At 72.1% G+C, this 19477-nt stretch carries 17 protein-coding genes; 12 read left to right on the plus strand and 5 right to left on the minus strand.

Annotated features, from left to right (window positions below; genetic code table 11):
* The first annotated feature begins 6 nt into the window (after positions 1-6).
* The 8 genes from gatC to AC3ANS_RS06370 all read left to right on the plus strand — a co-directional run bounded on the left by gatC (position 7) and on the right by AC3ANS_RS06370 (position 10142).
* Complete coding sequence (gene gatC, locus AC3ANS_RS06335; protein ID WP_488295321.1) at positions 7-306, plus strand: Asp-tRNA(Asn)/Glu-tRNA(Gln) amidotransferase subunit GatC; 300 nt, start codon at positions 7-9, stop codon at positions 304-306.
* Positions 306-1826 carry an Asp-tRNA(Asn)/Glu-tRNA(Gln) amidotransferase subunit GatA gene (gene gatA, locus AC3ANS_RS06340; RefSeq protein ID WP_488295322.1) on the plus strand — a complete coding sequence of 507 codons (1521 nt, stop codon included), beginning with the start codon at positions 306-308 and terminating at the stop codon, positions 1824-1826. The genes gatC and gatA overlap by 1 nt, the downstream gene beginning before the upstream one ends.
* Entirely contained in the window at positions 1823-3316 is a 1494-nt protein-coding gene (gene gatB / locus AC3ANS_RS06345) for an Asp-tRNA(Asn)/Glu-tRNA(Gln) amidotransferase subunit GatB (protein ID WP_488295323.1), read from the plus strand. The genes gatA and gatB overlap by 4 nt, the downstream gene beginning before the upstream one ends.
* An 804-nt stretch (positions 3317-4120) precedes the next feature.
* The gene (locus tag AC3ANS_RS06350; protein ID WP_488295324.1) at positions 4121-5767 is read left to right on the plus strand and encodes a prenyltransferase/squalene oxidase repeat-containing protein; all 1647 of its coding nucleotides are present in this window, start codon (positions 4121-4123) and stop codon (positions 5765-5767) included.
* A 1-nt stretch (position 5768) separates the two neighbouring features.
* Positions 5769-6629 carry a hypothetical protein gene (locus AC3ANS_RS06355; protein WP_488295325.1) on the plus strand — a complete coding sequence of 287 codons (861 nt, stop codon included), beginning with the start codon at positions 5769-5771 and terminating at the stop codon, positions 6627-6629.
* Complete coding sequence (locus tag AC3ANS_RS06360; protein ID WP_488295326.1) at positions 6626-7738, plus strand: energy-coupling factor transporter transmembrane component T; 1113 nt, start codon at positions 6626-6628, stop codon at positions 7736-7738. The genes AC3ANS_RS06355 and AC3ANS_RS06360 overlap by 4 nt, the downstream gene beginning before the upstream one ends.
* On the plus strand, positions 7735-9327 hold the full coding sequence (locus tag AC3ANS_RS06365) for an ABC transporter ATP-binding protein (protein ID WP_488295327.1): 1593 nt from the start codon (positions 7735-7737) through the stop codon (positions 9325-9327). The genes AC3ANS_RS06360 and AC3ANS_RS06365 overlap by 4 nt, the downstream gene beginning before the upstream one ends.
* A gap of 20 nt (positions 9328-9347) precedes the next feature.
* Positions 9348-10142, plus strand: a complete 795-nt coding sequence (locus AC3ANS_RS06370) for an ECF transporter S component (protein WP_488295328.1) — start codon at positions 9348-9350, stop codon at positions 10140-10142.
* Here AC3ANS_RS06370 and AC3ANS_RS06375 read toward each other — a convergent pair.
* The 3 genes from AC3ANS_RS06375 to AC3ANS_RS06385 form a co-directional block, all read right to left on the minus strand.
* Positions 10129-11304, minus strand: a complete 1176-nt coding sequence (locus AC3ANS_RS06375) for a PQQ-dependent sugar dehydrogenase (protein WP_488295329.1) — start codon at positions 11302-11304, stop codon at positions 10129-10131. The genes AC3ANS_RS06370 and AC3ANS_RS06375 overlap by 14 nt on opposite strands.
* A gap of 1 nt (position 11305) precedes the next feature.
* Entirely contained in the window at positions 11306-12220 is a 915-nt protein-coding gene (locus AC3ANS_RS06380) for an alpha/beta fold hydrolase (RefSeq protein ID WP_488295330.1), read from the minus strand.
* A 539-nt stretch (positions 12221-12759) separates the two neighbouring features.
* A complete protein-coding gene (locus AC3ANS_RS06385) occupies positions 12760-13638 on the minus strand; it encodes an EamA family transporter (RefSeq protein ID WP_488295331.1) in 879 nt (292 codons plus the stop codon).
* 67 nt (positions 13639-13705) lie between these two features.
* On the opposite strand from AC3ANS_RS06385, the gene AC3ANS_RS06390 reads away from it, so the two are divergent.
* The 4 genes from AC3ANS_RS06390 (at position 13706) to AC3ANS_RS06405 (ending at position 17260) form a co-directional block, all read left to right on the plus strand.
* Complete coding sequence (locus AC3ANS_RS06390; protein WP_488295332.1) at positions 13706-14794, plus strand: WD40/YVTN/BNR-like repeat-containing protein; 1089 nt, start codon at positions 13706-13708, stop codon at positions 14792-14794.
* Positions 14795-15278: 484 nt separating this feature from the next.
* Entirely contained in the window at positions 15279-15824 is a 546-nt protein-coding gene (locus AC3ANS_RS06395; protein WP_488295333.1) for a sigma-70 family RNA polymerase sigma factor, read from the plus strand.
* Entirely contained in the window at positions 15821-16480 is a 660-nt protein-coding gene (locus AC3ANS_RS06400) for a hypothetical protein (protein ID WP_488295334.1), read from the plus strand. Before AC3ANS_RS06395 ends, AC3ANS_RS06400 begins: the two co-directional genes overlap by 4 nt.
* Positions 16481-16795: 315 nt before the next feature.
* Positions 16796-17260 carry a hotdog fold thioesterase gene (locus AC3ANS_RS06405; RefSeq protein WP_488295335.1) on the plus strand — a complete coding sequence of 155 codons (465 nt, stop codon included), beginning with the start codon at positions 16796-16798 and terminating at the stop codon, positions 17258-17260.
* A 10-nt stretch (positions 17261-17270) separates the two neighbouring features.
* Here AC3ANS_RS06405 and AC3ANS_RS06410 read toward each other — a convergent pair whose 3' ends face one another.
* The gene (locus tag AC3ANS_RS06410) at positions 17271-18935 is read right to left on the minus strand and encodes an APC family permease (RefSeq protein ID WP_488295336.1); all 1665 of its coding nucleotides are present in this window, start codon (positions 18933-18935) and stop codon (positions 17271-17273) included.
* A 77-nt stretch (positions 18936-19012) separates the two neighbouring features.
* Positions 19013-19456, minus strand: coding sequence for an ester cyclase (locus AC3ANS_RS06415; protein ID WP_488295337.1), 444 nt, complete (start codon positions 19454-19456; stop codon positions 19013-19015).
* Between the last annotated feature and the right edge of the window lie 21 nt (positions 19457-19477).

Here is a 19477-nt window from a genome sequence, read left to right on the forward strand (position 1 = left end):
GACTCCATGCCTGAGATCACTCGCGACGAGGTCGCGCACCTGGCGGACCTCGCCCGGATCGACCTGTCCGACGCCGAGCTCGACCACCTCGCCCCGCAGCTGACGGTGATCCTGGAGTCGGTCGCCTCGATCAGCGGCGTCGCCGGCGACGACGTGCCGCCCACGTCGCACGCGCTGCCGCTGACCAACGTGTTCCGCGAGGACGTCAACACCCCGTGCCTCACCCCGGAGCAGGCCCTCTCGGGCGCGCCGGCCGTCGACCAGCAGCGCTTCTCGGTCCCGCGGATCCTGGGCGAGGAGGCCTGATGTCGATCATCCGCCGTACTGCCGCCGAGATCGCCGACGCGCTCGCCGCCGGCGAGACCACCTCGGTCGAGGTCACCCAGGCCCACCTGGACCGGATCGCCGCCGTCGACGGCGCCGTGCACGCGTTCCTCCACGTGGACGCCGATGGTGCGCTCGCGCAGGCGGCCGCGTCCGACGCCCGCCGCGCTGCCGGGGCGCCGCTGCACGCGCTCGACGGCGTGCCGATCGCGGTCAAGGACGTGCTCGCCACCGAGGGCCTGCCCACCACCTGCGGCTCGAAGATCCTCGAGGGCTGGGTGCCGCCGTACGACGCCACCGTGGTCCGCAAGCTCCGCGCGGCCGGTCTGCCGATCCTCGGCAAGACCAACATGGACGAGTTCGCGATGGGCTCCTCCACCGAGCACTCGGCCTATGGCCCGACCCACAACCCGTGGGACCTCGACCGCATCCCGGGCGGCTCCGGCGGTGGCTCCGCGGCCGCGGTCGCGTCGTTCGAGGCACCGCTCGCGCTCGGCACCGACACCGGCGGCTCGATCCGCCAGCCCGGTGCCGTGACCGGTACGGTCGGCGTGAAGCCGACGTACGGTGGGGTCTCTCGATACGGTCTCGTCGCGCTGGCCAACTCCCTCGACCAGGTCGGCCCGGTCACCCGGACCGTCCTCGACTCCGCGCTGCTGCACGAGCTGATCGGCGGCCACGACCCCCTGGACTCCACGAGCATCGACCAGCCGCTCCCGTCGCTGGTCGACGCCGCCCGGCGCGGTGCGGCCGGTGACCTGACCGGCGTCCGCGTCGGCGTGATCACCGAGCTCTCGGGCGACGGCTGGCAGCCCGGGGTGATGACCCGGTTCCAGGAGTCGGTGGACCTGCTGGTCAAGGCCGGCGCCGAGGTCGTCGAGGTGTCCTGCCCGACGTTCGTGCACGCGCTGGCGACGTACTACCTGATCCTCCCCGCCGAGGCGTCCAGCAACCTCGCGAAGTTCGACGCGATGCGCTACGGGCTGCGGGTCTGGCCCGAGGGCAAGCCCGACGCGAGCGCCGAGGAGGTGATGCGCGCGACCCGCGACGCCGGCTTCGGCGACGAGGTCAAGCGCCGGATCATCCTCGGCACCTACGCGCTCTCCAGCGGCTACTACGACGCCTACTACGGCCAGGCCCAGAAGGTGCGCACGCTGATCGCCCGCGACTTCGAGGCGGCGTTCGCCCAGGCCGACGTGCTGGTGTCGCCGACCGCTCCGACCACGGCGTTCAAGCTGGGGGAGAAGCTCGACGACCCGATCTCGATGTACCTCAACGACCTGGCCACGATCCCCGCCAACCTCGCGGGCGTGCCCGGCATCTCGGTGCCGAGCGGCCTGGCGGACGAGGACGGGCTGCCGGCCGGCTTCCAGATCCTGGCCCCGGCGCTCGCCGACGACCGGCTCTACCGGGTCGGTGCCGCCCTCGAGGCCGCACTGGCCGCGCAGTGGGGCGGCCCGCTGCTGGATCGCGCGCCCGAGCTGAACGGAGAGTCCGCATGACCGACACCCTGGTGGCCTACGACGACGTGCTCGCGTCGTACGACCCGGCGATGGGCCTGGAGGTCCACGTCGAGCTCAACACCGTCTCGAAGATGTTCTGCGGCTGCCCGACGGAGTTCGGCGCCGAACCCAACACCCAGGTGTGCCCGACCTGCCTGGGCCTGCCCGGCGCGATGCCGGCGGTCAACGGGAAGGCGGTCGAGTCGGCGATCCGGATCGGCCTAGCGCTGAACTGCGAGATCGCGGAGTGGTGCCGGTTCGCCCGGAAGAACTACTTCTACCCGGACATGCCGAAGAACTTCCAGACCTCGCAGTACGACGAGCCGATCTGCTTCGAGGGCTACATGGACGTCGACGTTGACGGCGAGACGTTCCGCGTCGAGATCGAGCGCGCCCACATGGAGGAGGACACCGGCAAGTCGCTCCACGTCGGCGGCGCGACCGGTCGCATCCACGGCGCGGACCACTCGCTGGTCGACTACAACCGCGCCGGCATCCCGCTGATCGAGATCGTCACCAAGCCGATCATGGGCGCGGGGGAGAAGGCGCCGCTGGTCGCCCGGGCGTACGTCGCGCAGCTGCGCGACCTGATCGTCGCGCTCGGCGTCTCGGACGCTCGCATGGACCAGGGCTCGATCCGCGCCGACGTCAACCTGTCGCTGTCACCGAAGGGCACGGGCACCCTCGGCACCCGCACCGAGACCAAGAACGTCAACTCGCTGCGCTCGGTCGAGCGGGCGGTGCGCTACGAGATGTCGCGGCACGCGGCTGTGCTCGACTCCGGGCAGAAGATCCTGCAGGAGACCCGGCACTGGCACGAGGACACCGGCGTCACGACGAGCGGCCGCGAGAAGTCCGACGCCGAGGACTACCGCTACTTCCCCGAGCCCGACCTGGTGCCGGTCGCCCCGTCGCGGGAGTGGGTCGAGGAGCTGCGCGCGACGCTGCCCGAGAACCCCACCCAGAAGCGGGCCCGCCTGCAGGCCGAGTGGGGCTTCACCGATCTGGAGATGCGAGACACCGTCGGTGCGGGCGCGTTGCTGATCGTCGAGGAGACGATCGCCGCGGGCGCCTCACCCCAGACCGCCCGCAAGTGGTGGCTCGGCGAGATGGCTCGGCGCGCCAATGAGGCCGGTGTCGAGGTCGGCGAGCTCGGCGTGACGCCGGCCGACGTGGCGCGCGTGCAGGTATTGGTCGACGAGGGCAAGCTCAACGACAAGCTCGCCCGTCAGGTCTTCGACGGCCTGCTGGCCGGCGAGGGCACGCCCGACGAGATCGTCGCCGCCCGGGGCCTCGGGATCGTCTCCGACGACGGCGCCCTCTCCGCGGCGGTCGACAAGGCGATCGCGGACAACCCCGACGTGGCCGACAAGATCCGCGACGGCAAGCTCGCCGCGGCCGGCGCCCTGATCGGTGCGGTCATGAAGGAGATGCGCGGCCAGGCCGACGCCGCCCGGGTCCGCGAGATCCTCCTCGAGAAGCTCTCATAGGCCGAGTCGGCGTGTCTGCACGCGCTGAGGGGGTCGAGTCGGCGTGTCTGCACGCGCTGAGGGGGTCGAGTCGGCGCGTCTGCACGCGCTGAGGGGGTCGAGTCGGCGTATCTGCACGCGCTGAGGGATCGAGTCGGCGCGTCCGCACGCGCGTCTGACGCGTCGGCACCGTCACCACGCGGGACGAGGCCGTGTCTGCCGCGTCGACTTCGTCGCCACGCCGGCCGCGGGATTGCCTGGGGGCGATGCTCCGACGTCGTGGTTGCGGTAGGTGCGAAGGCCCGAGTCGGCGTGCGGTTGCGCCGACTCGGGCGTGGTGGGGCGTGCGGTTGCGCCGACTCGGGCGTGGTGGGGCGTGCGGTTGCGCCGAGTCGGGCGTGGTGGGGCGTGCGGTTGCGCCGAGTCGGGCGTGGTGGGGCGTGCGGTTGCGCCGACTCGGGCGTGGTGGGGCGTGCAGTTGCGCCGACTCGGGCGTGGTGGGGCGTGCGGTTGCGCCGACTCGGGCGTGGTGGGGCGTGCAGTTGCGCCGACTCGGCCCGCGGGACCGGCGACCGGGGCGGAGCCGCCGAGCGATATGCTGCGCTCGCTCAACAACTCAACACATTCACCACGCCCGCAGCGGGGGAAGCCGGTCCGAGTCCGGCGCTGACCCGCAACCGTAGGCCTCCCGACCAGCCAGGGCCGGGGGCGAGCCGGAGCACCCGAAGCGACGCGTCCTGATCACACGCTGTCGAGGAACGCAGCGGGTGGCCCGCCGGGGATCCCCCCGTCCGCCCTCCCGCTGTCGCAGCGGGAAGGAACACCATGCATCACCTCCTGCGCCGTACGGCGGCCGTCCTGGCCGTCCCGGCACTCTCACTCACCGCCCTGGGGGCGCTCCCGGCGCCGACCCAGGCCGCTCCGGCCGGCCGGGCCGCCGCGGACCCGGCCCCCGCCGCCGCGGCGACGACCTGGCTGGAGAGCCAGCTCAGCGGCGGCCTGGCACACGGCGCCTACGACGACAGCGGGCACACGGTCTCCTACAGCGACTACGGCCTGAGCATCGACATCGCGCTGGCCCTCGACGCGGTCGGCGGCCACGCCAGCACCATCGACCAGATCAGCACGGGTGTCGCCGGCCACCTCGGTGACTACATCGGCACCGGGGCAGAGAAGTACGCCGGCGCCACCGCGAAGGCCGCCGTCCTCGCCCAGATCGCGGGCGACGACCCCACGTCGTTCGGCGGCACCGACCTGATCGCCCAGCTCAACGGGCTGGTGCTGAGCACCGGCGCCAATGCCGGTCGGATCAAGGACGCCAGCGCGTACGGCGACTACGCCAACACCCTGGGTCAGTCCTTCGCGGCGATGGCGCTCGACACCGCAGGCAGCAGCGCGGCCGGCTCGGTGACCGACTTCCTGCTCGACCAGCAGTGCACTGCCGGGTTCTTCCGCCAGTCGTTCGCGCAGGAGTCCGCGGCCGACCAGACGTGTGACGGCGGCGCCGGCAAGCCCGACGTGGACGCCACCGCGCTGGCCGTGCGGGCCCTGCAGGGGCAGGCGGCCGACCCGACGGTCGCCGCGCACCTCGCCAAGGCCGTCGACTGGCTCAAGAGCGCCCAGCGCGCCGACGGCTCCTTCGGCGCCGACGCCGCGATCAACACCGCGAACGCCAACAGCACCGGGCTCGCGGGCTACGCCCTCGGGCTTGCAGGAGACACCGAGGACGCGGCCCGTGCGGCCGCGTGGCTGCGTGCGCACCAGGCCACGAACGTCGCGAACTGCGTCTACTACGCCACCGCCGACCGCGGTGCGATCGCCTACGACGACACCGCGCTGAAGGACGGCCAGGCCGGCCCGATCGACGAGCTCGCCGCCGGCCAGTGGGTCCGCGCGACCGCCCAGGCCCTGCCCGCCCTCCAGTGGGCACCGGCCGGCACGGGGGAGCCGCACGCGCTGTTCGCGGCTGAGTACGTCAAGGCCGGAGGCTTCAAGCCGGTCGGTGTCATCGACGCCGCGCCGGGTGAGGCGCTGTGCGCGATGCTCGGTGAGCAGTCCGTGCTCCGCTACGCGAGCGCGATCGGTGAGGCCCAGCTGCCGGTGCTGATCCCGACCACGACGGCCAAGAGCCGCGTCCGGGTGGCGAACGCCGCCGGCACCGTCGGCACGGTCACGATCAACGCGCTCGGTGCCAAGAAGCTGACCCTCGCGGTCAAGAAGCAGGTCGCCCCGGGTGCCAAGCAGGTCATCAAGGTCACCGGGCTCGCGCCGGGTGAGCTGGTCTCGATCGAGATCGGGTGGCCCTCCACGGCCACCAGCGGTTCCGGTGAGGGTGCTGTCGGTCAGGCCAACGGCAAGGGCGTCTACGTCACCTCGACGAAGGTGCCGCGCCGTCTCGGCAAGGCCACGATCAAGGTCCGCGGCGAGTTCGCGAACCGCAAGGCGTCCGGCTCCTTCACCGTCACCCGCTGACATGCGGATCCTGTCTCGGATCGCCGCCGCGGCCACGCTGGCCGCGGCGGCGTACGCCGGCATCCCCGCGGCTCCGGCGAGCGCCGCGGGCTGCTCGTCCGCGGACGGCGTCACCGTCGTCGTGGACTTCCACGAGCTGGGCGGCGGCGTGCAGAGCGCGTGCGTCGCGGACGGCGGCGGTGACACGGCCGCCAGCCTGTTCTCGGCCGCCGGGTTCTCGCTCACCTACGTCCAGCGGGCGCAGGGCTTCGTGTGCCGGGTCGCCGGCAAGCCGGCCGACGACCCGTGCGTGAACACCCCGCCCGCCGATGCCTACTGGGCGCTGTTCTGGTCCGACGGCGAGTCGGGCTCGTGGACCTACGCCACCTCCGGCGCGGGGTCGCAGAAGGTGCCCGACGGCGGGTACGTCGCGTTCTCGTGGAACGGGTCCTCGGCCCGATCGACGCCGGGGATGAGCCCGTCACCGCACCCGACAGCGGACCCGTCGCCGAGCTCGGCACCCACGCGGACGCCGAGCCACACCCCGTCGCACGCCGGTTCGGGCACGGGCTCCTCCCCGGCCGCCACCTCCCCGTCGGCGAGCGCGGACGGGGCCGGCGGCCCTTCGGCGGCGCCGACCCACCAGCCTGGGAAGAAGCACCACGCGTCCGCGTCGCGGACCTCCGAGCCCAGCCCGGCCGCCACAGACGCCACGCCGTCGGAGGACACGACGAGCGTCGACGCCGCCCCGGTCTCCTCCGAGGCCGCGGACCCGGCCGACGACGGGCTGCCGGCCTGGGTCGCGCCCGCGGCCATCGTCGTGCTGTTCGGCGCGGCGGGTGCCGCCGCGCTGGCGCGACGCCGGAGGGCCGGCCGGCCGTGACCTCGAACGTACGTCGCCACCGCGACCTGCACCCCGTGGCCTGGTGGCTGTGGGCGGTGGGGCTCGCGGTGGCGGCGTCGTTCACCACCAACCCCCTCGTGCTGCTGCTGATGATCGGCGTGGTCGCGACCGCGGTTTCCCTGCGCCGCTCCGACCAGCCGTGGGCGCGTTCGTTCGGCCTCTACCTCTGGCTCGGGGTCGCGATCGTGGTGATCCGGGTGGCGTTCCGCCTCGTGTTCGGCGGCTGGGCCGACGGCCCGGTGCTGCTCGACCTGCCCGAGATCCCGCTGCCCGACTGGGTTGCGGGCATCACCTTGCTCGGGCCGGTGCACGCCCAGACGCTGCTCTTCGCGCTGTACGACGGCCTGCGGCTGGCGACGATCGTGATCTGCATCGGCGCGGCCAACTCGCTGGCCAACCCCAAGCGACTGCTCCGCTCGGTGCCACCCGCCCTCTACGAGGTGGGCACCGCCCTGGTCGTCGCGGTCAGCGTGCTGCCGCAGTTCGCCGACAGCGCCCGCCGGGTCCGGGCCGCCCAGAGCCTGCGCGGCGGCGCGACCAGCCGGATGGGGCGGCTGCGCCGCTTCCTGGTCCCGGTGCTCGAGGACGCGCTCGAGCGCTCGCTGGCGCTGGCCGCCGGCATGGACACCCGCGGCTACGGTCGCGCCACCGGCCTGAGCCGCACCCAACGGCGTACGACGGGGGCGCTGATGCTCATCGGGCTCGGTGGCATCTGCGTCGGGGTCTACGCCGTGCTCGACACCACCGCGCCGCGCTATCTGGCGCTGCCGATGCTGGCCCTCGGGGTGGTCGCTGCCGGCGCGGGCCTGGCCAGCGCCGGTCGCCGGGTCGAACGGAGCCGCTACCGCGCCGACACCTGGCACTGGCCCGAGCTGGCCGTCGCGGGCTCGGGGATCGCCGTCGGGGCCGCCGGCTGGTGGCTCGACCACCACCAGGTCGCGGTCGCCTACCCCGCGCTCGACGTGGTCCCGCCGGTGAGCGCGACCGCGCTGCTGGCCGCGGCCGTCGCCCTGGCAGGCGCGCTGTGCTCGCCGCTGCCGGCGCGACCAGCGTCGAGCGCCCGCGTCGTGTCGGAGGTGGCCGCATGATCGAGCTGCGCGGCATCCGCTTCGCCTACGAGGACGGTCCTGCGGTGCTGGCCGACATCGACCTGGAGATCGACGAGGGCGAGCTGGTGCTGGTCTCCGGTCCCACCGGCTCCGGCAAGTCGACGCTGCTGGGCGTGGTCACCGGCCTGGTGCCGCGCTTCACCGGCGGCGCCCTGAGCGGTGACGTGCTGCTCGACGGCGTGAGCATCATCCACGCCCCGCCGCGCGAGCGCGCCCACGTCATCGGCTTCGTCGGACAGAACCCCGCCGCGGGCTTCGTCACCGACACGGTCGAGGAGGAGCTCGCCTACGGCATGGAGCAGCTCGGGCTGCCGCCCGAGACCATGCGCCGTCGCGTGGAGGAGACCCTCGACCTGCTCGGCATCGCCGACCTGCGGCACCGTGACCTCCGCACGCTCTCGGGCGGCCAGCAGCAGCGGGTCGCGATCGGCTCGGTGCTGACCATGCATCCCCGGCTGCTGGTGCTCGACGAGCCGACCTCCGCGCTCGACCCGACCGCCGCCGAGGAGGTGCTCGCGACGCTCACCCGGCTCGTGCACGACCTCGGGGTCTCGGTGCTGGTCGCCGAGCACCGCCTGGAGCGGGTCGTGCCGTTCGCCGACCGGATGTGCCTGCTCACCGGCGCCGGCGGCATCCACGTCGGCGAACCGGGCGAGCTGCTGGTCACCTCGCCCGTGGCGCCGCCGATCGTCGAGCTCGGCCGTGCCGCCGGCTGGCGCCCGCTCCCGCTGAGCGTGCGCGACGCCCGGCGCCGGGCCCGGGGGCTGATCGAGCGGCTCGGCGACCCGCCGGCGGTCGAGGACCGGGCGTCAGAGCCCGCTGTCGACGTACGCCGCCTCGCGGTCGTCCACGGCGAGACCGTGGCCGTGCGCGACGTCGACCTGGCGCTCGGCGGCGGCCGGGTCACCGCGCTGATGGGGCGCAACGGGTCCGGCAAGTCCTCGCTGATCTGGGCCCTGCAGGGCAGCGGACCGCGGGCCGGCGGCCGCGTCACCGTCGACGGCGTCGACCCCGCCGCGCTGTCCGCGGCCGACCGTCGCGCCATGGTCGGGCTGGTCCCGCAGAACGCCGCGGACCTGCTCTACCTCGAGACCGTCGCCGAGGAGTGCGCCTCCGCCGACGGCGGGACGGGGGAGTGCCGCGACCTGCTCGAGGAGCTGGTGCCCGGCATCCCCGCCGACCAGCACCCCCGTGACCTCTCCGAGGGGCAACGGCTCGCGCTCGTGCTGGCCCTGGTGCTCACCGCGCGTCCGCAGGTGCTGCTGCTCGACGAGCCCACGCGCGGCCTCGACTACGCCGCCAAGCACGTGCTGGCCCGGGTGCTGCGCGGGTTGGCGGTCGCCGGCCGGACCGTGCTGGTCGCGACCCACGACGTGGAGTTCGTGGCGCAGGTCGCCGACGACGTCGTCGTGCTCGCCGAGGGCGAGGTGGTCTCCTCCGGGCCCGTACGCCGGGTGGTCGCCGAGTCGCCGTCGTTCGCGCCGCAGGTCACCAAGGTGCTCGGTCCGGGTTGGCTGAGCGTCGACGAGGTGGTCCGCCGGCTCGAGGAACAGCCGAGCGCCTCGTGAGTCCGGCCCGGGTGCCGGCAGTGCGGATCTCACTGCGTTCGAGCGTCGTGCTGGCCGTCGCCTCGGCGGCCGGCCTGATGATGCTGTGCTGGCCGCTGCTGCTGCGGGTGCCGGACGGTGCCCGGGTCGATCCGCCGTTCCTGTTCGTGGCGCTGCTGCCGGTGGTGCTCGCGGTGGTCCTGGCCGAGCTCAACGAGGGTGGCCTGGACCCGCGGGTCCTCGCCGTCCTCGGTGTCCTGAGCGCCGTCAACGCCGTCCTGCGCGGCATCTCACCGGGGACCGCCGGGGTGGAGCTGACCTTCTTCCTGCTGATCCTCGCCGGGCGGGTGTTCGGGGCGGGCTTCGGGTTCGTGCTGGGCTGCACGTCGCTGTTCGCCTCCGCGCTGATGACCGCCGGCGTCGGTCCGTGGCTGCCGTACCAGATGATGTGCGCGGCCTGGGTCGGCATGGGCGCCGGACTGCTGCCACGCCGGGTCTCCGGTCGGGCGGAGATCGCGCTGCTCGCGGCGTACGGCGTGGTCGCGGCGTACCTGTTCGGGCTGCTGATGAACCTCTCGGGCTGGCCGTTCATCACCGGCATCCAGGTGCAGGGCCATGAGGGCTCGCTGTCCTACGTGCCCGGAGCGCCGGTGCTGGACAACCTGCACACGTTCCTCGTCTACACGCTGCTGACCTCGACCGGGAGCTGGGACAGCGTCCGGGCGATCACCAACGTCGTCGCGATCGTGACCCTCGGCCCGGCGGTGCTCACCACGCTGCGCCGGGCGGCACGCCGCGCGACGGTCACCGGGACGGTGTCCGTCACGGGTCGATGAGCAGGATCCGGTCGTCGTCCGGGCCCGGGTCGCCGCGACCGTCCCGGTTGCTCGTCGTGACCCAGAGCTTGCCCTGCGGGGTCACCACGACCGTGCGCATCCGGCCGTACCTGCCGACGAAGAAGTCGACCGGGTGGCTCGCCCGGTCGCCGTGCACGTCGACGCGCCAGAGCCGCTCACCGCGCAGCGAGGCGAGCCAGAGGTGGCCGTCGAGCCACGCCAGCCCCGACGGCGAGGCGACGTCGGTGTCCCACACGACCTGCGGGTCGACCAGGCCCTTCTGGCCGCCGCGGCCCTCGACCATCGGCCACCCGTAGTTCTCGCCCGGACGGATCAGGTTGAGCTCGTCGTAGGTCTGGTCGCCGAACTCCGAGGCCCACAGCCGGTCGTCGTCGTCGAAGGCCAGGCCCTGCACGTTGCGGTGCCCGTACGACCAGATCGCCGAGCTGGGGAACGGGTTGCCGGGTGCCGGCTTGCCGTCGGTGGTGATGCGCAGGATCTTGCCGGCGAGCGTGCTCTTGTCCTGGGCGAGCTCGCCGTCCCCGGTCTCGCCGGTGGAGGCGTAGAGGTACCCGTCGGGGCCGAACGCGAGCCGTCCGCCGTCGTGGATGCCGCCCACGGGGATGCCGTCGAGGATCACCGTCGGGGTGCCCAGCCGGCCACCCTCGAGGCGAGCCTTGACGATGCGGTTGTCCGCGGCGGTGCTGAGGTAGAAGAACAGCGTCCGGTCGGCCGTGAAGTCCGGTGAGACCGCCACCCCGAGCAGGCCGGCCTCCCCGCCGGTGGCGCCGTTGGACACCGCGGCGTCGATCCGGCCGACCTCGCGCACGTCGTACGACGGCGCCCGGAGCAGCAGCACCCGGCGCGTGTCGCGCTCGGTGACGATCGCGTCGCCGTTCGGCAGGAACGCCACGCCCCAGGGCACGGCCAGCCCGCTCGCGATCGTGCCGACGACCTTCGCCGGACCGTCGTCGGGAGGCGGGGCGTTGTCGCCGGTCGGCTTCGACGGTGGGGTCGTCGGGATGTCAGAACCGGTCGGCTGCGGGCTCGCCGTGACCGTGTCGCCCGGGGCGCCCGAGCCGTCGGACTCCTCGCCACCGCACCCGGTCAGCAGCGCCGCGGTCAGCGCCGCGGTGCCGGCCAGTGCGGTGGTCCGTCGCATGTCAGCCGACCTTACGCAGGAACTCCAGCAGCAGGGAGTGGACGCGGTCGGGGTGCTCCATCTGCACGAAGTGGCTGCCACGCAGCTCGGTGTAGGTGGCGCCGTCGACCTTCGCGGCCGCGGCGGCCATCGCGTGGGTGCCCGCGAGCAGGTCGAACGTGCCCGCCACGAACGCCGCCGGCACGCGGATCTGGCTCAGCGAGACCCGTGGGTGCTTGGCGGTGTGCAGGGCCACGTGGAAGTACCACTCCACGGGGGTCTCCAGGAAGGCCGCGATCGTGCGCCGGGCGAGGTCGGGGTCGGCGACGGGGAACATGAAGCCGCTGTGGCTCACCACGTCGACCGTACGGCGTCCCACCGGGAGCCGGGTGGAGAGCGGGGTGACCAGGTGCCCGCCGTACTTGAGGGCACGGGAGATGTTGATCGCCAGCGCCTTGGCGGCGAACGCCGGCACGCGCAGCGGTCGCAGCATGGTGGCGAACGTGTCGCCGGGCACGCCGGCGACCGCGAACAGCCCGGTGACCCGCTCGGGGTGGCGCACCGCGATCTCGTACATCGTGTTCACGCCCATCGACCAGCCGACGAGCACGGCCCGGTCGATGCCGAAGTGGTCCATGACCGAGAGCCCGTCCTCGGCGAACGCCTCGATGCCGACGTGGTCGGGATCGGTGGGCCGCTCGGAGCCGCCGGTGCCGCGGTGGTTCCAGGACACGACCCGGACCTCGCAGGCGGGGTCGAGGAACGCCGGCCATGCCCAGGCGCTGGTGCCGAGCCCGTTGCACAGCACGACCGTGGGGCCGGTGCGGGTGCCGTCGGGGTCGTTGGTCCAGGCGCGCAGCCGGGTGCCGTCGTCGGAGAGGACGTCGTGGAACGCGAGCGTCGGCGCGGGGACCGTGCGGGCGGGGGTCGCGGACATGGCTCCGATTCTGCCTTGCGGTGCCCGAGTGTGGTTTCGGGGTCACCTCGCCGGAGCTGAGCTCACCGGGCGGCCAGGGAGAGGCCGAACCGCCCGGCGAGCTCAGCCGTGTGCAGCCTGGGCTGCGACCTCCGGCACCGGAGCCTGGCGTCGAGCCGCCAGGAACTCCTCGACCTCGTCGAGCTCCGCACGTCGTTGTGCGAGAGCGGTGGAGGCGACCATGGCGTTGCGTCGAGCACGGAGCTGGGACTCGACCGGCCAACGCCTCACGGGGTCGGCCAGGAGACGGACTGCCTGGCCGGCGCGATACGAGACAACATTCATAGCGGCTCCCCATGAAGCACTCCCGAGTGGTGTGCGTTCCACCGTAGGCACGGGTCGATTCGCTTCGGTCAACGTCGTGTGACGGTTCCGTGAACTCCGGCCCGGCTGGTCCGGGGTGGGCGGTGGGCGGTCCACGTGTCGGCGGGGTCGGGAGGTGGAGGGGACACCGCCGGCCCGGCGAGGTCGGGGCCGGCCCCCGGATGTGGCAGGAGGACTCAATCGGGCGCAGGCGCGAGGGTCGGGGCCGAGCGGGTGGCGCCGACGGAGGCGACCACCACGCACGCCATCGCGACCCACTGCTCGGCGCTGAGCAGCTCGCCGAGCACCACGATCCCGGCCAGTGCGGCCGCGGCGGGCTCCAGGCTCATCAGCACCGAGAACACCGAGGGCCGCAGCGACCGGAGCGCGACGAGCTCGCAGCTGTAGGGCACGACCGAGCTGAGCAGCCCGACGGCTGCGCCGAGGGCCAGGATCCGCGGGTCGAGCAGGTCGCTGCCGCCGGTGCCGATCGCGAACGGCGTCAGCATCGCGGTCGCGATCACCGAGGCGAGGGCGAGCCCGTCGAAGCCCGGCCACCGGCGACCGGTCTGCGCGCTGAGCAGGATGTACGACGCCCACATCGCGCCGGCGAGCAGCGCGAAGAGCACGCCGGCCAGGGTGAGGTCGCCGTCACGCAGGCCGAGCAGCGCGACCCCGACTGCGGCGAGCAGCACCCACAGCAGGTCGCGCGCCCGCCGCGACCCGAGCACCGCCAGGGTCAGCGGGCCCACGAACTCCAACGTCACCGCGACGCCGAGCGGGATCCGCGCGAACGCCTGGTAGATCGCCCAGTTCATCACCCCGAGGCTGACGCCGAACCCGAGCACGACGAGCCAGTCGGTCCGCGTCCGGCCTCGCAGCGATGGCCGGGCGACGACCACCAGCACGAGCGCGCTGGTGACCAGCCGCAGCCACACGATCGTCGTCGGGGCGACCTCGTCGAACAGGCTCTTGGCGATGCCGGCACCGAACTGCACCGAGAGGATCCCGATCACGACGAGCCAGACAGGGGAGATCGGCGAGACCGGCCCGGGCGATGAGTTCGGGTCGGTCACCCGGTCAATCTAGAAGGAAGACCTCGGGTGGGTGCACCCTGGGCTCGACACGTCGGACGGAGTGGACATGGCTGATCGGACCCTGCTGATGGTCGGGACCCGCAAGGGTCTGTGGCTCGGCACCTCGGACGAGGCACGCATGGACTGGGAGTTCACCGGTCCGCACTGCGACATGGAGGAGGTCTACTCCTGCCTGGTCGACACCCGCAGTGACCCACCGCGGCTGCTCGCCGGCGCCTCGTCGAGCTGGCTCGGGCCGCAGGTCCGGCGTACCGACGACCTCGGCACGACCTGGCAGGAGACGCCGGGTGGGGCGATCCGCTTCCCCGAGGACGCGGACGCGACCGTCGAGAGAGTCTGGCAGCTGGTGCCCGGCGTCGAGGACGGAGTCGTGTACGCCGGCACCGAGCCGGGTGCGGTCTGGCGCTCGACCGATCGCGGCGAGACGTTCGAGCTCGAGCGCGGCCTCTGGGACCATCCGCACCGGCAGGAGTGGGGCGCCGGCTTCGGCGGCCAGGCGTTCCACACGGTGCTGCCGCACCCGGCCGATCCGCGGTCGCTGACCGTCGCGATCTCGACGGGCGGGGTCTACCAGACCAGCGACGGCGGGGCGTCGTGGGCGCCGCGCAACCAGGGCATCCGGGCGGAGTTCCTCCCCGAGGGGCAGCAGTACCCCGAGTTCGGCCAGTGTGTCCACAAGATCACCCGCCACCCCTCGCGCCCCGAGCGACTGTTCCTGCAGAACCACGGCGGGGTCTACCGCTCCGACGACCACGGCGGCAGCTGGACCTACATCGCCGACGGCCTGCCGTCCGACTTCGGGTTCGCGATCGTCGTGCATCCCCACGAGCCCGACACGGTCTTCGTGTTCCCCAACGGCTCCGGCGACGGCCGCTACCCGCCGGGCGGCAAGGCCCGGGTGTGGCGCTCGCGCGACGCGGGGGAGTCGTGGGAGGAGCTCTGCCAGGGGCTACCCGACAACTTCTACGTCGCGGTGATGCGCGACGCCATGTGCGCGGACGGCCACGAGCGGCCCGGGTTCTACTTCGGCGCCCGCAACGGCGCGGTCTGGGCCTCCGCCGACGAGGGCGAGACCTGGCGGCAGATCGTGTCCGACCTGCCGGACGTGATGGTGGTCCGCGCTGCTGCCATCTGAGGACCGGTCTAGGGACGAACCGGGTCGCTTCCATGCCTTGATCGACGACTTCCACCCGTGGTCCGCTTGGTCACCGTGGTGCACACAGACCCCACCTTCGGGCGCACGTACACCGGTCCCGACTCCGGAGTCGGTGCACGTGACGCGCGGCGGGGCAACCGCACGGTCAGGCTTCGCAGGATGGAGATCACCGGCTCGACCCCCGAGCGGATCGACATCACGCAGGTGTTCCAGAAGCCAACGCGGCCGCCGCCTCCGTGGCCTTCACGTTCACACCAACCGTGGTCGCGAGACCGGCAGGCCCCCGCGACGAGTGGCGCCGGACGGGCGACGAGCCAACCGGCGTGTGGCAGCTCGTGCCGATGGACGGGCTGGTCGGCAGGACTTCGACCGTGGCTTGGCCGGCTCGGGCAGACCGCGCGATGCTCCCAATCCTGGTGCGCGTGTCTGCCACAACTCCGGGCTCTCTGGCGTCTGAGTAGGCGTGAGCATCATTTCCTCTGAGCCTGCCGGCGGCGTCGTCGCTGAGCTTGCGGCCACTCACGGGCAGAGCCTCCTCACGCTTGCTTACCTGTTGACAGGTAACGGTGCTGAGGCGGAGGACGTCGTCCAAGCCGTGTTCACGCGTCTTCTCGGATCGTCCTCGATCAGCCATGTTGCTGATCCCGTCGCCTATGCAAGAAGGGCCGTGACCAACGAGTTCCTCGACCGGCGACGACGGCTTCAGCGCCGTGCCAAGGCCTTGGTGATTCTCCGAGGTGAGCCCATGACAACCGGACCGACCGACACGCGCACGGCAGATCGCGATGCCCTACTGCGAGCGTTCGCAGTGCTCCGGACCCGCGAGCGTGCCTGCATTGTCTTGCGCTACTACGGCGACTGGGACGACGCCTCGATCGCCGCGGCGATCGGTAGTGCACCCGCCACCGTGCGGAGTCTGGTGTCCCGCGCTCTACCGAGACTTCGCGTTGCTCTTGAAGCCGCGGAAGCCGACTCTGCGCCTGATCGCAGTACGGAAGGTGAACGATGACCACCCATGACGACCGAGAGATTGCGCGCAGCCTCGAAGTACTGGCAGCGCACGCGCCGCACTACCGCGGCTTCGCCATCCCCACGCAGGAGCGTCGACGGCGCAGGCATCTTGCGCCCATCCTGGCCAGTGCCGGTGTCGTCGCCTTGGCGGTCGCTCTCGGCGTCATGGCAGGGAGGGGTGGTTCAAGCGAGGACCCCATCGCCGGACCGTCGAGCTCGTCCTCGAGCTCTCCGACCGAGTCGTCATCTGGCACACCGACCACGGAGGGACCGATGAGGCTCGAGGCAGTCGCGTCCTGGCCACAGTTGCAGGCCCGCGACTGCGCCGCGTGGGAGCCGACCGATGGGGACTCAGTCGTCGAGGTCGGCAGGTTGGACGACACCTGCATCACCAAGGCGCCGCGGTCGTCCACGACTGTCCTCATCGCCTCGTCCGCGGGCGACGCGCCGTTCGGCGGCGACTGGGCCGCGGTGACGACCCCGTGGCGAGAGATCGGTGGCCATCAACTCAGGCGGCTCTCCTCCGGGCCGTTGGCCGAGATGAACTCTCGGGTTGTCGACGCCGTGGTCTGCGCCTCCTGCGACCAGGTGATCGTCGTCCTCGGGCCCGATCCCACGACCGTGTACGCACTCATCGAGAGCGCCACCGCCTAGGCCGAACGACGCCTCGAACGGTGCCGTGTGGGGCTCCGCGGACGCGGGCGAGGCGACAGGCGTCGAGTGCGACCTCGACGATCTCGTGATCGCGGTCGGTCACCAGAGGGAAGTGCACGATCGCCACAGCACCGTGGTCGCGGCGACCACGGTGAGGGTCCCCCGACGTCGCCGCAGCGAGGCCCGACGTACGACGTCTCCGGGAGGTTCCGCGAAGCCACGTGCTGCGGAGTGGGGTAGTTCCCCTCCTGACAGGGCCCGGGCTGCCTCGAGACGCTGGACGCTCCACGACCGGGAGCGACCTGAGGAGCCACCATGAGCACGACCGCGCGACGACCCACCATCTGGGAGGGCGAGCCCTCGCTGACGCTCGCGAACGAGCTGTCCGCCCAGAGCCTGATCGGGCATCTCGGCATCGAGTTCGTCGAGGTCGGCGACGACCACCTGGTGGCCCGGATGCCGGTCGACGACCGCACGCGCCAGCCGGTCGGAGTGCTCCACGGCGGAGCCTCGGTGACCCTGGCCGAGACCGTCGCCAGCTGGGCCGCGACGTTCACCGTCGACCCCCGGCGGGCGAGCTGCGTCGGCATGGAGATCAACGCCAACCACCTCCGGGCCGTGACGTCGGGGTGGGTCACCGCCGTGGGCCGACCGGTCGCCCTGGGCCGGCGTACGCAGGTCTGGGAGATCCGCCTGAGCGACGCGGCCGGAGACCTGGTCTGCATCTCGCGCTGCACGATGGCGGTGCTCACCTCGACGACGGGTGAGGCGACCGGCTGAGGCGGCCGGGTCACGGCGCCGAGCCGAGCTCCTGCTCCTCCTGCTCGGACTCACGCATCGCGTTGTCGACGTGCTGCTGGATCTCCTCGGTCGGCAACGGCGACTTCATCGCGAGCACGTAGATCGCGATGGAGAACGCGAAGATCACCGGGATCGCGGTGCTGAACTCCAGCAGGTCCTGGTTGCCGGCCGCGGGCTCGGGGTAGTTGCCGAGCCACGAGATCACGAGCAGGCCCACGAGCCACGGCACCACCCAGGTGGCGCCGGCGCGGAGGTCGAGCTTGGGGGTGTCCTGCCCGAGCACGTGGTAGATCGGGAGCAGCACGAACCCGATCGCCACGGCGACCGCGAGCTTCCACACGATGTCCCAGCCGGACCAGTAGATGATCAGGTTCGAGGACCAGAAGGCAAGCACCGGGATCACGTGCCCACCCGGCAGGCGGAACGGGCGCTCGTGGTCGGGGAGCTGGCGGCGCAGGGCCGAGAGCACCAACGGGCCCGAGGCGAACGACAGCACGGTCGCGGAGGTGATGAACCCGACCAGCTGCTGCCAGCTCGGGAACGGCAGGAACACGATCAGGCCGACGATGAACGTGACGACCAGCGAGATGAACGGGACGCCGCGGCTCGTGGTCCGCGCGAGCGCCTGGGGTGCGTTGCCGTTGCGAGCCATCGCGTAAGAGATCCGCGAGGTGACCGTGGTGTAGATCAGGCCGGTGTCACCGGGGGAGATGATCGCGTCGACGTAGAGCAGGATCGCCAGCCAGCTCAAGCCCAGGAGCGAGGCGACCGCGGCGAGCGGGCCGAAGTCGTTCTCGAAGCTCAGGCTCGCCCAGCTGCCCGAGTCGGCGATCGTGCTGGGAGACAGCGAGCCGATGAACGCCACCTGCAGCGCGATGTAGATCAGACCCGTCAGCAGCACCGATCCGATCACGGCGATCGGCACGTTGCGGCGCGGGTTGTCGGTCTCGCCGGCCAGCTCGATGCCCTGCCGGAAACCGAGGTAGGAGAACACGATGCCCGAGGTGGCGATCGCGGTGAACACGCCGTGCCAGCCCGCCGGCTTGAACCCGTGGCTGGTGAAGTTCTCGCCGTGGAACGCGGTGAGCACGAACGCCGCGATCACCAGCAGGATGATCGCGATCTTCCAGCCCACGAGCACGTTGTTGATGCGGGCGAACCAGCGGATGCCGTAGTAGTTCACCACGACGAACACCGCCATCAGCACGACCGCGCACGTGTAGCCGAGGACGGTCAGGGTGTGGACGATCTCGCCGTTCACGGTGTGCGCACGCGTGAACGGGGCGTACTTCGTGGCGTACTGCAAGGCAGCCTCGACCTCGATCGGGGCGGTCGTGGCCACCGCCACCCAGGTGATCCACCCGGCGGTGTAGCTGGCGAAGGAGCCGAACGCCAGGTGCGGGAAGCGCACCACGCCGCCCGAGAGCGGGAACATCGTGCCGAGCTCGGCGTACACCAGGGCGATCAGCAAGATCATCACGCCGCCCAGCGCCCAGGAGATCACCGCCGCCGGACCGGCCTGCTGGGAGGCGTTCAGGGCACCGAAGAGCCATCCGGAGCCGATGATCGACCCCACGCTGGCGAACAGGAGACCGACGATCCCCACATGTCTCCTGAGCTGGGGTTCTTCGGTGGTCTGCACCTGGGTCGTCATGCGAGCTCCTCGAGTTCTCGGCACCGATAACACGTTCTCGTGCCCGTCGCCGGTCCCGCCTAAACGCCCGCCGGGACTCAGGAGGCGCCGGCGCCGAGCTGGCGCAGGAGGCTGTGGTTGTCGGTCTGGATGTGCTCCTCCACGATGCGACCCTGGTCGTCGAGCTCGAAGAGGTTGAGCAGGTCCATGACCACGGGCCGGCCGTTCGGCGGCACGGTGCCGGCAGGCGAGGCGGTGAACGGCCGGACGAACGTCCCCCGGATCCAGGTCTGGCAGGCGATCCGGTTGCCCTCCACGATCACGATGCCGCGCTCGATGCTGCGGTCCTCGAACGCGTCGCGCAGCGAGCGGAAGTACGCGGTGAGGCCGTCGTAGTCGGCCTCGGCCCCGTCCGGTCCGTGGAAGCGGTAGTTCTCGGTGTCGAAGTAGGTGTCGATCTCGGACTGCTCGGCGCCCTCGACCTCGAGCTCGCCTGCGCGAACCAGACGGTCGACGAGCTCATCGCGCGTGTACTCAGGCATGGGTGCCTCCTGGTGTTCCAA

This window comes from Nocardia sp. 149-1B (assembly GCF_057747975.1).

What these genes read in the sequence shown, in the direction of transcription:
- AC3ANS_RS06365 (WP_488295327.1), top strand. Translation starts at nt 7,735, where the DNA reads ATGATCGAGCTGCGCGGCATCCGCTTCGCCTACGAGGACGGTCCTGCG.
- AC3ANS_RS06390 (WP_488295332.1), top strand. Translation starts at nt 13,706, where the DNA reads ATGGCTGATCGGACCCTGCTGATGGTCGGGACCCGCAAGGGTCTGTGG.
- AC3ANS_RS06400 (WP_488295334.1), top strand. Translation starts at nt 15,821, where the DNA reads ATGACCACCCATGACGACCGAGAGATTGCGCGCAGCCTCGAAGTACTG.
- AC3ANS_RS06405 (WP_488295335.1), top strand. Translation starts at nt 16,796, where the DNA reads ATGAGCACGACCGCGCGACGACCCACCATCTGGGAGGGCGAGCCCTCG.
- gatA (WP_488295322.1), top strand. Translation starts at nt 306, where the DNA reads ATGTCGATCATCCGCCGTACTGCCGCCGAGATCGCCGACGCGCTCGCC.
- AC3ANS_RS06355 (WP_488295325.1), top strand. Translation starts at nt 5,769, where the DNA reads ATGCGGATCCTGTCTCGGATCGCCGCCGCGGCCACGCTGGCCGCGGCG.
- AC3ANS_RS06350 (WP_488295324.1), top strand. Translation starts at nt 4,121, where the DNA reads ATGCATCACCTCCTGCGCCGTACGGCGGCCGTCCTGGCCGTCCCGGCA.
- gatB (WP_488295323.1), top strand. Translation starts at nt 1,823, where the DNA reads ATGACCGACACCCTGGTGGCCTACGACGACGTGCTCGCGTCGTACGAC.
- gatC (WP_488295321.1), top strand. Translation starts at nt 7, where the DNA reads ATGCCTGAGATCACTCGCGACGAGGTCGCGCACCTGGCGGACCTCGCC.
- AC3ANS_RS06375 (WP_488295329.1), bottom strand. Translation starts at nt 11,304, where the DNA reads ATGCGACGGACCACCGCACTGGCCGGCACCGCGGCGCTGACCGCGGCG.
- AC3ANS_RS06380 (WP_488295330.1), bottom strand. Translation starts at nt 12,220, where the DNA reads ATGTCCGCGACCCCCGCCCGCACGGTCCCCGCGCCGACGCTCGCGTTC.
- AC3ANS_RS06415 (WP_488295337.1), bottom strand. Translation starts at nt 19,456, where the DNA reads ATGCCTGAGTACACGCGCGATGAGCTCGTCGACCGTCTGGTTCGCGCA.
- AC3ANS_RS06410 (WP_488295336.1), bottom strand. Translation starts at nt 18,935, where the DNA reads ATGACGACCCAGGTGCAGACCACCGAAGAACCCCAGCTCAGGAGACAT.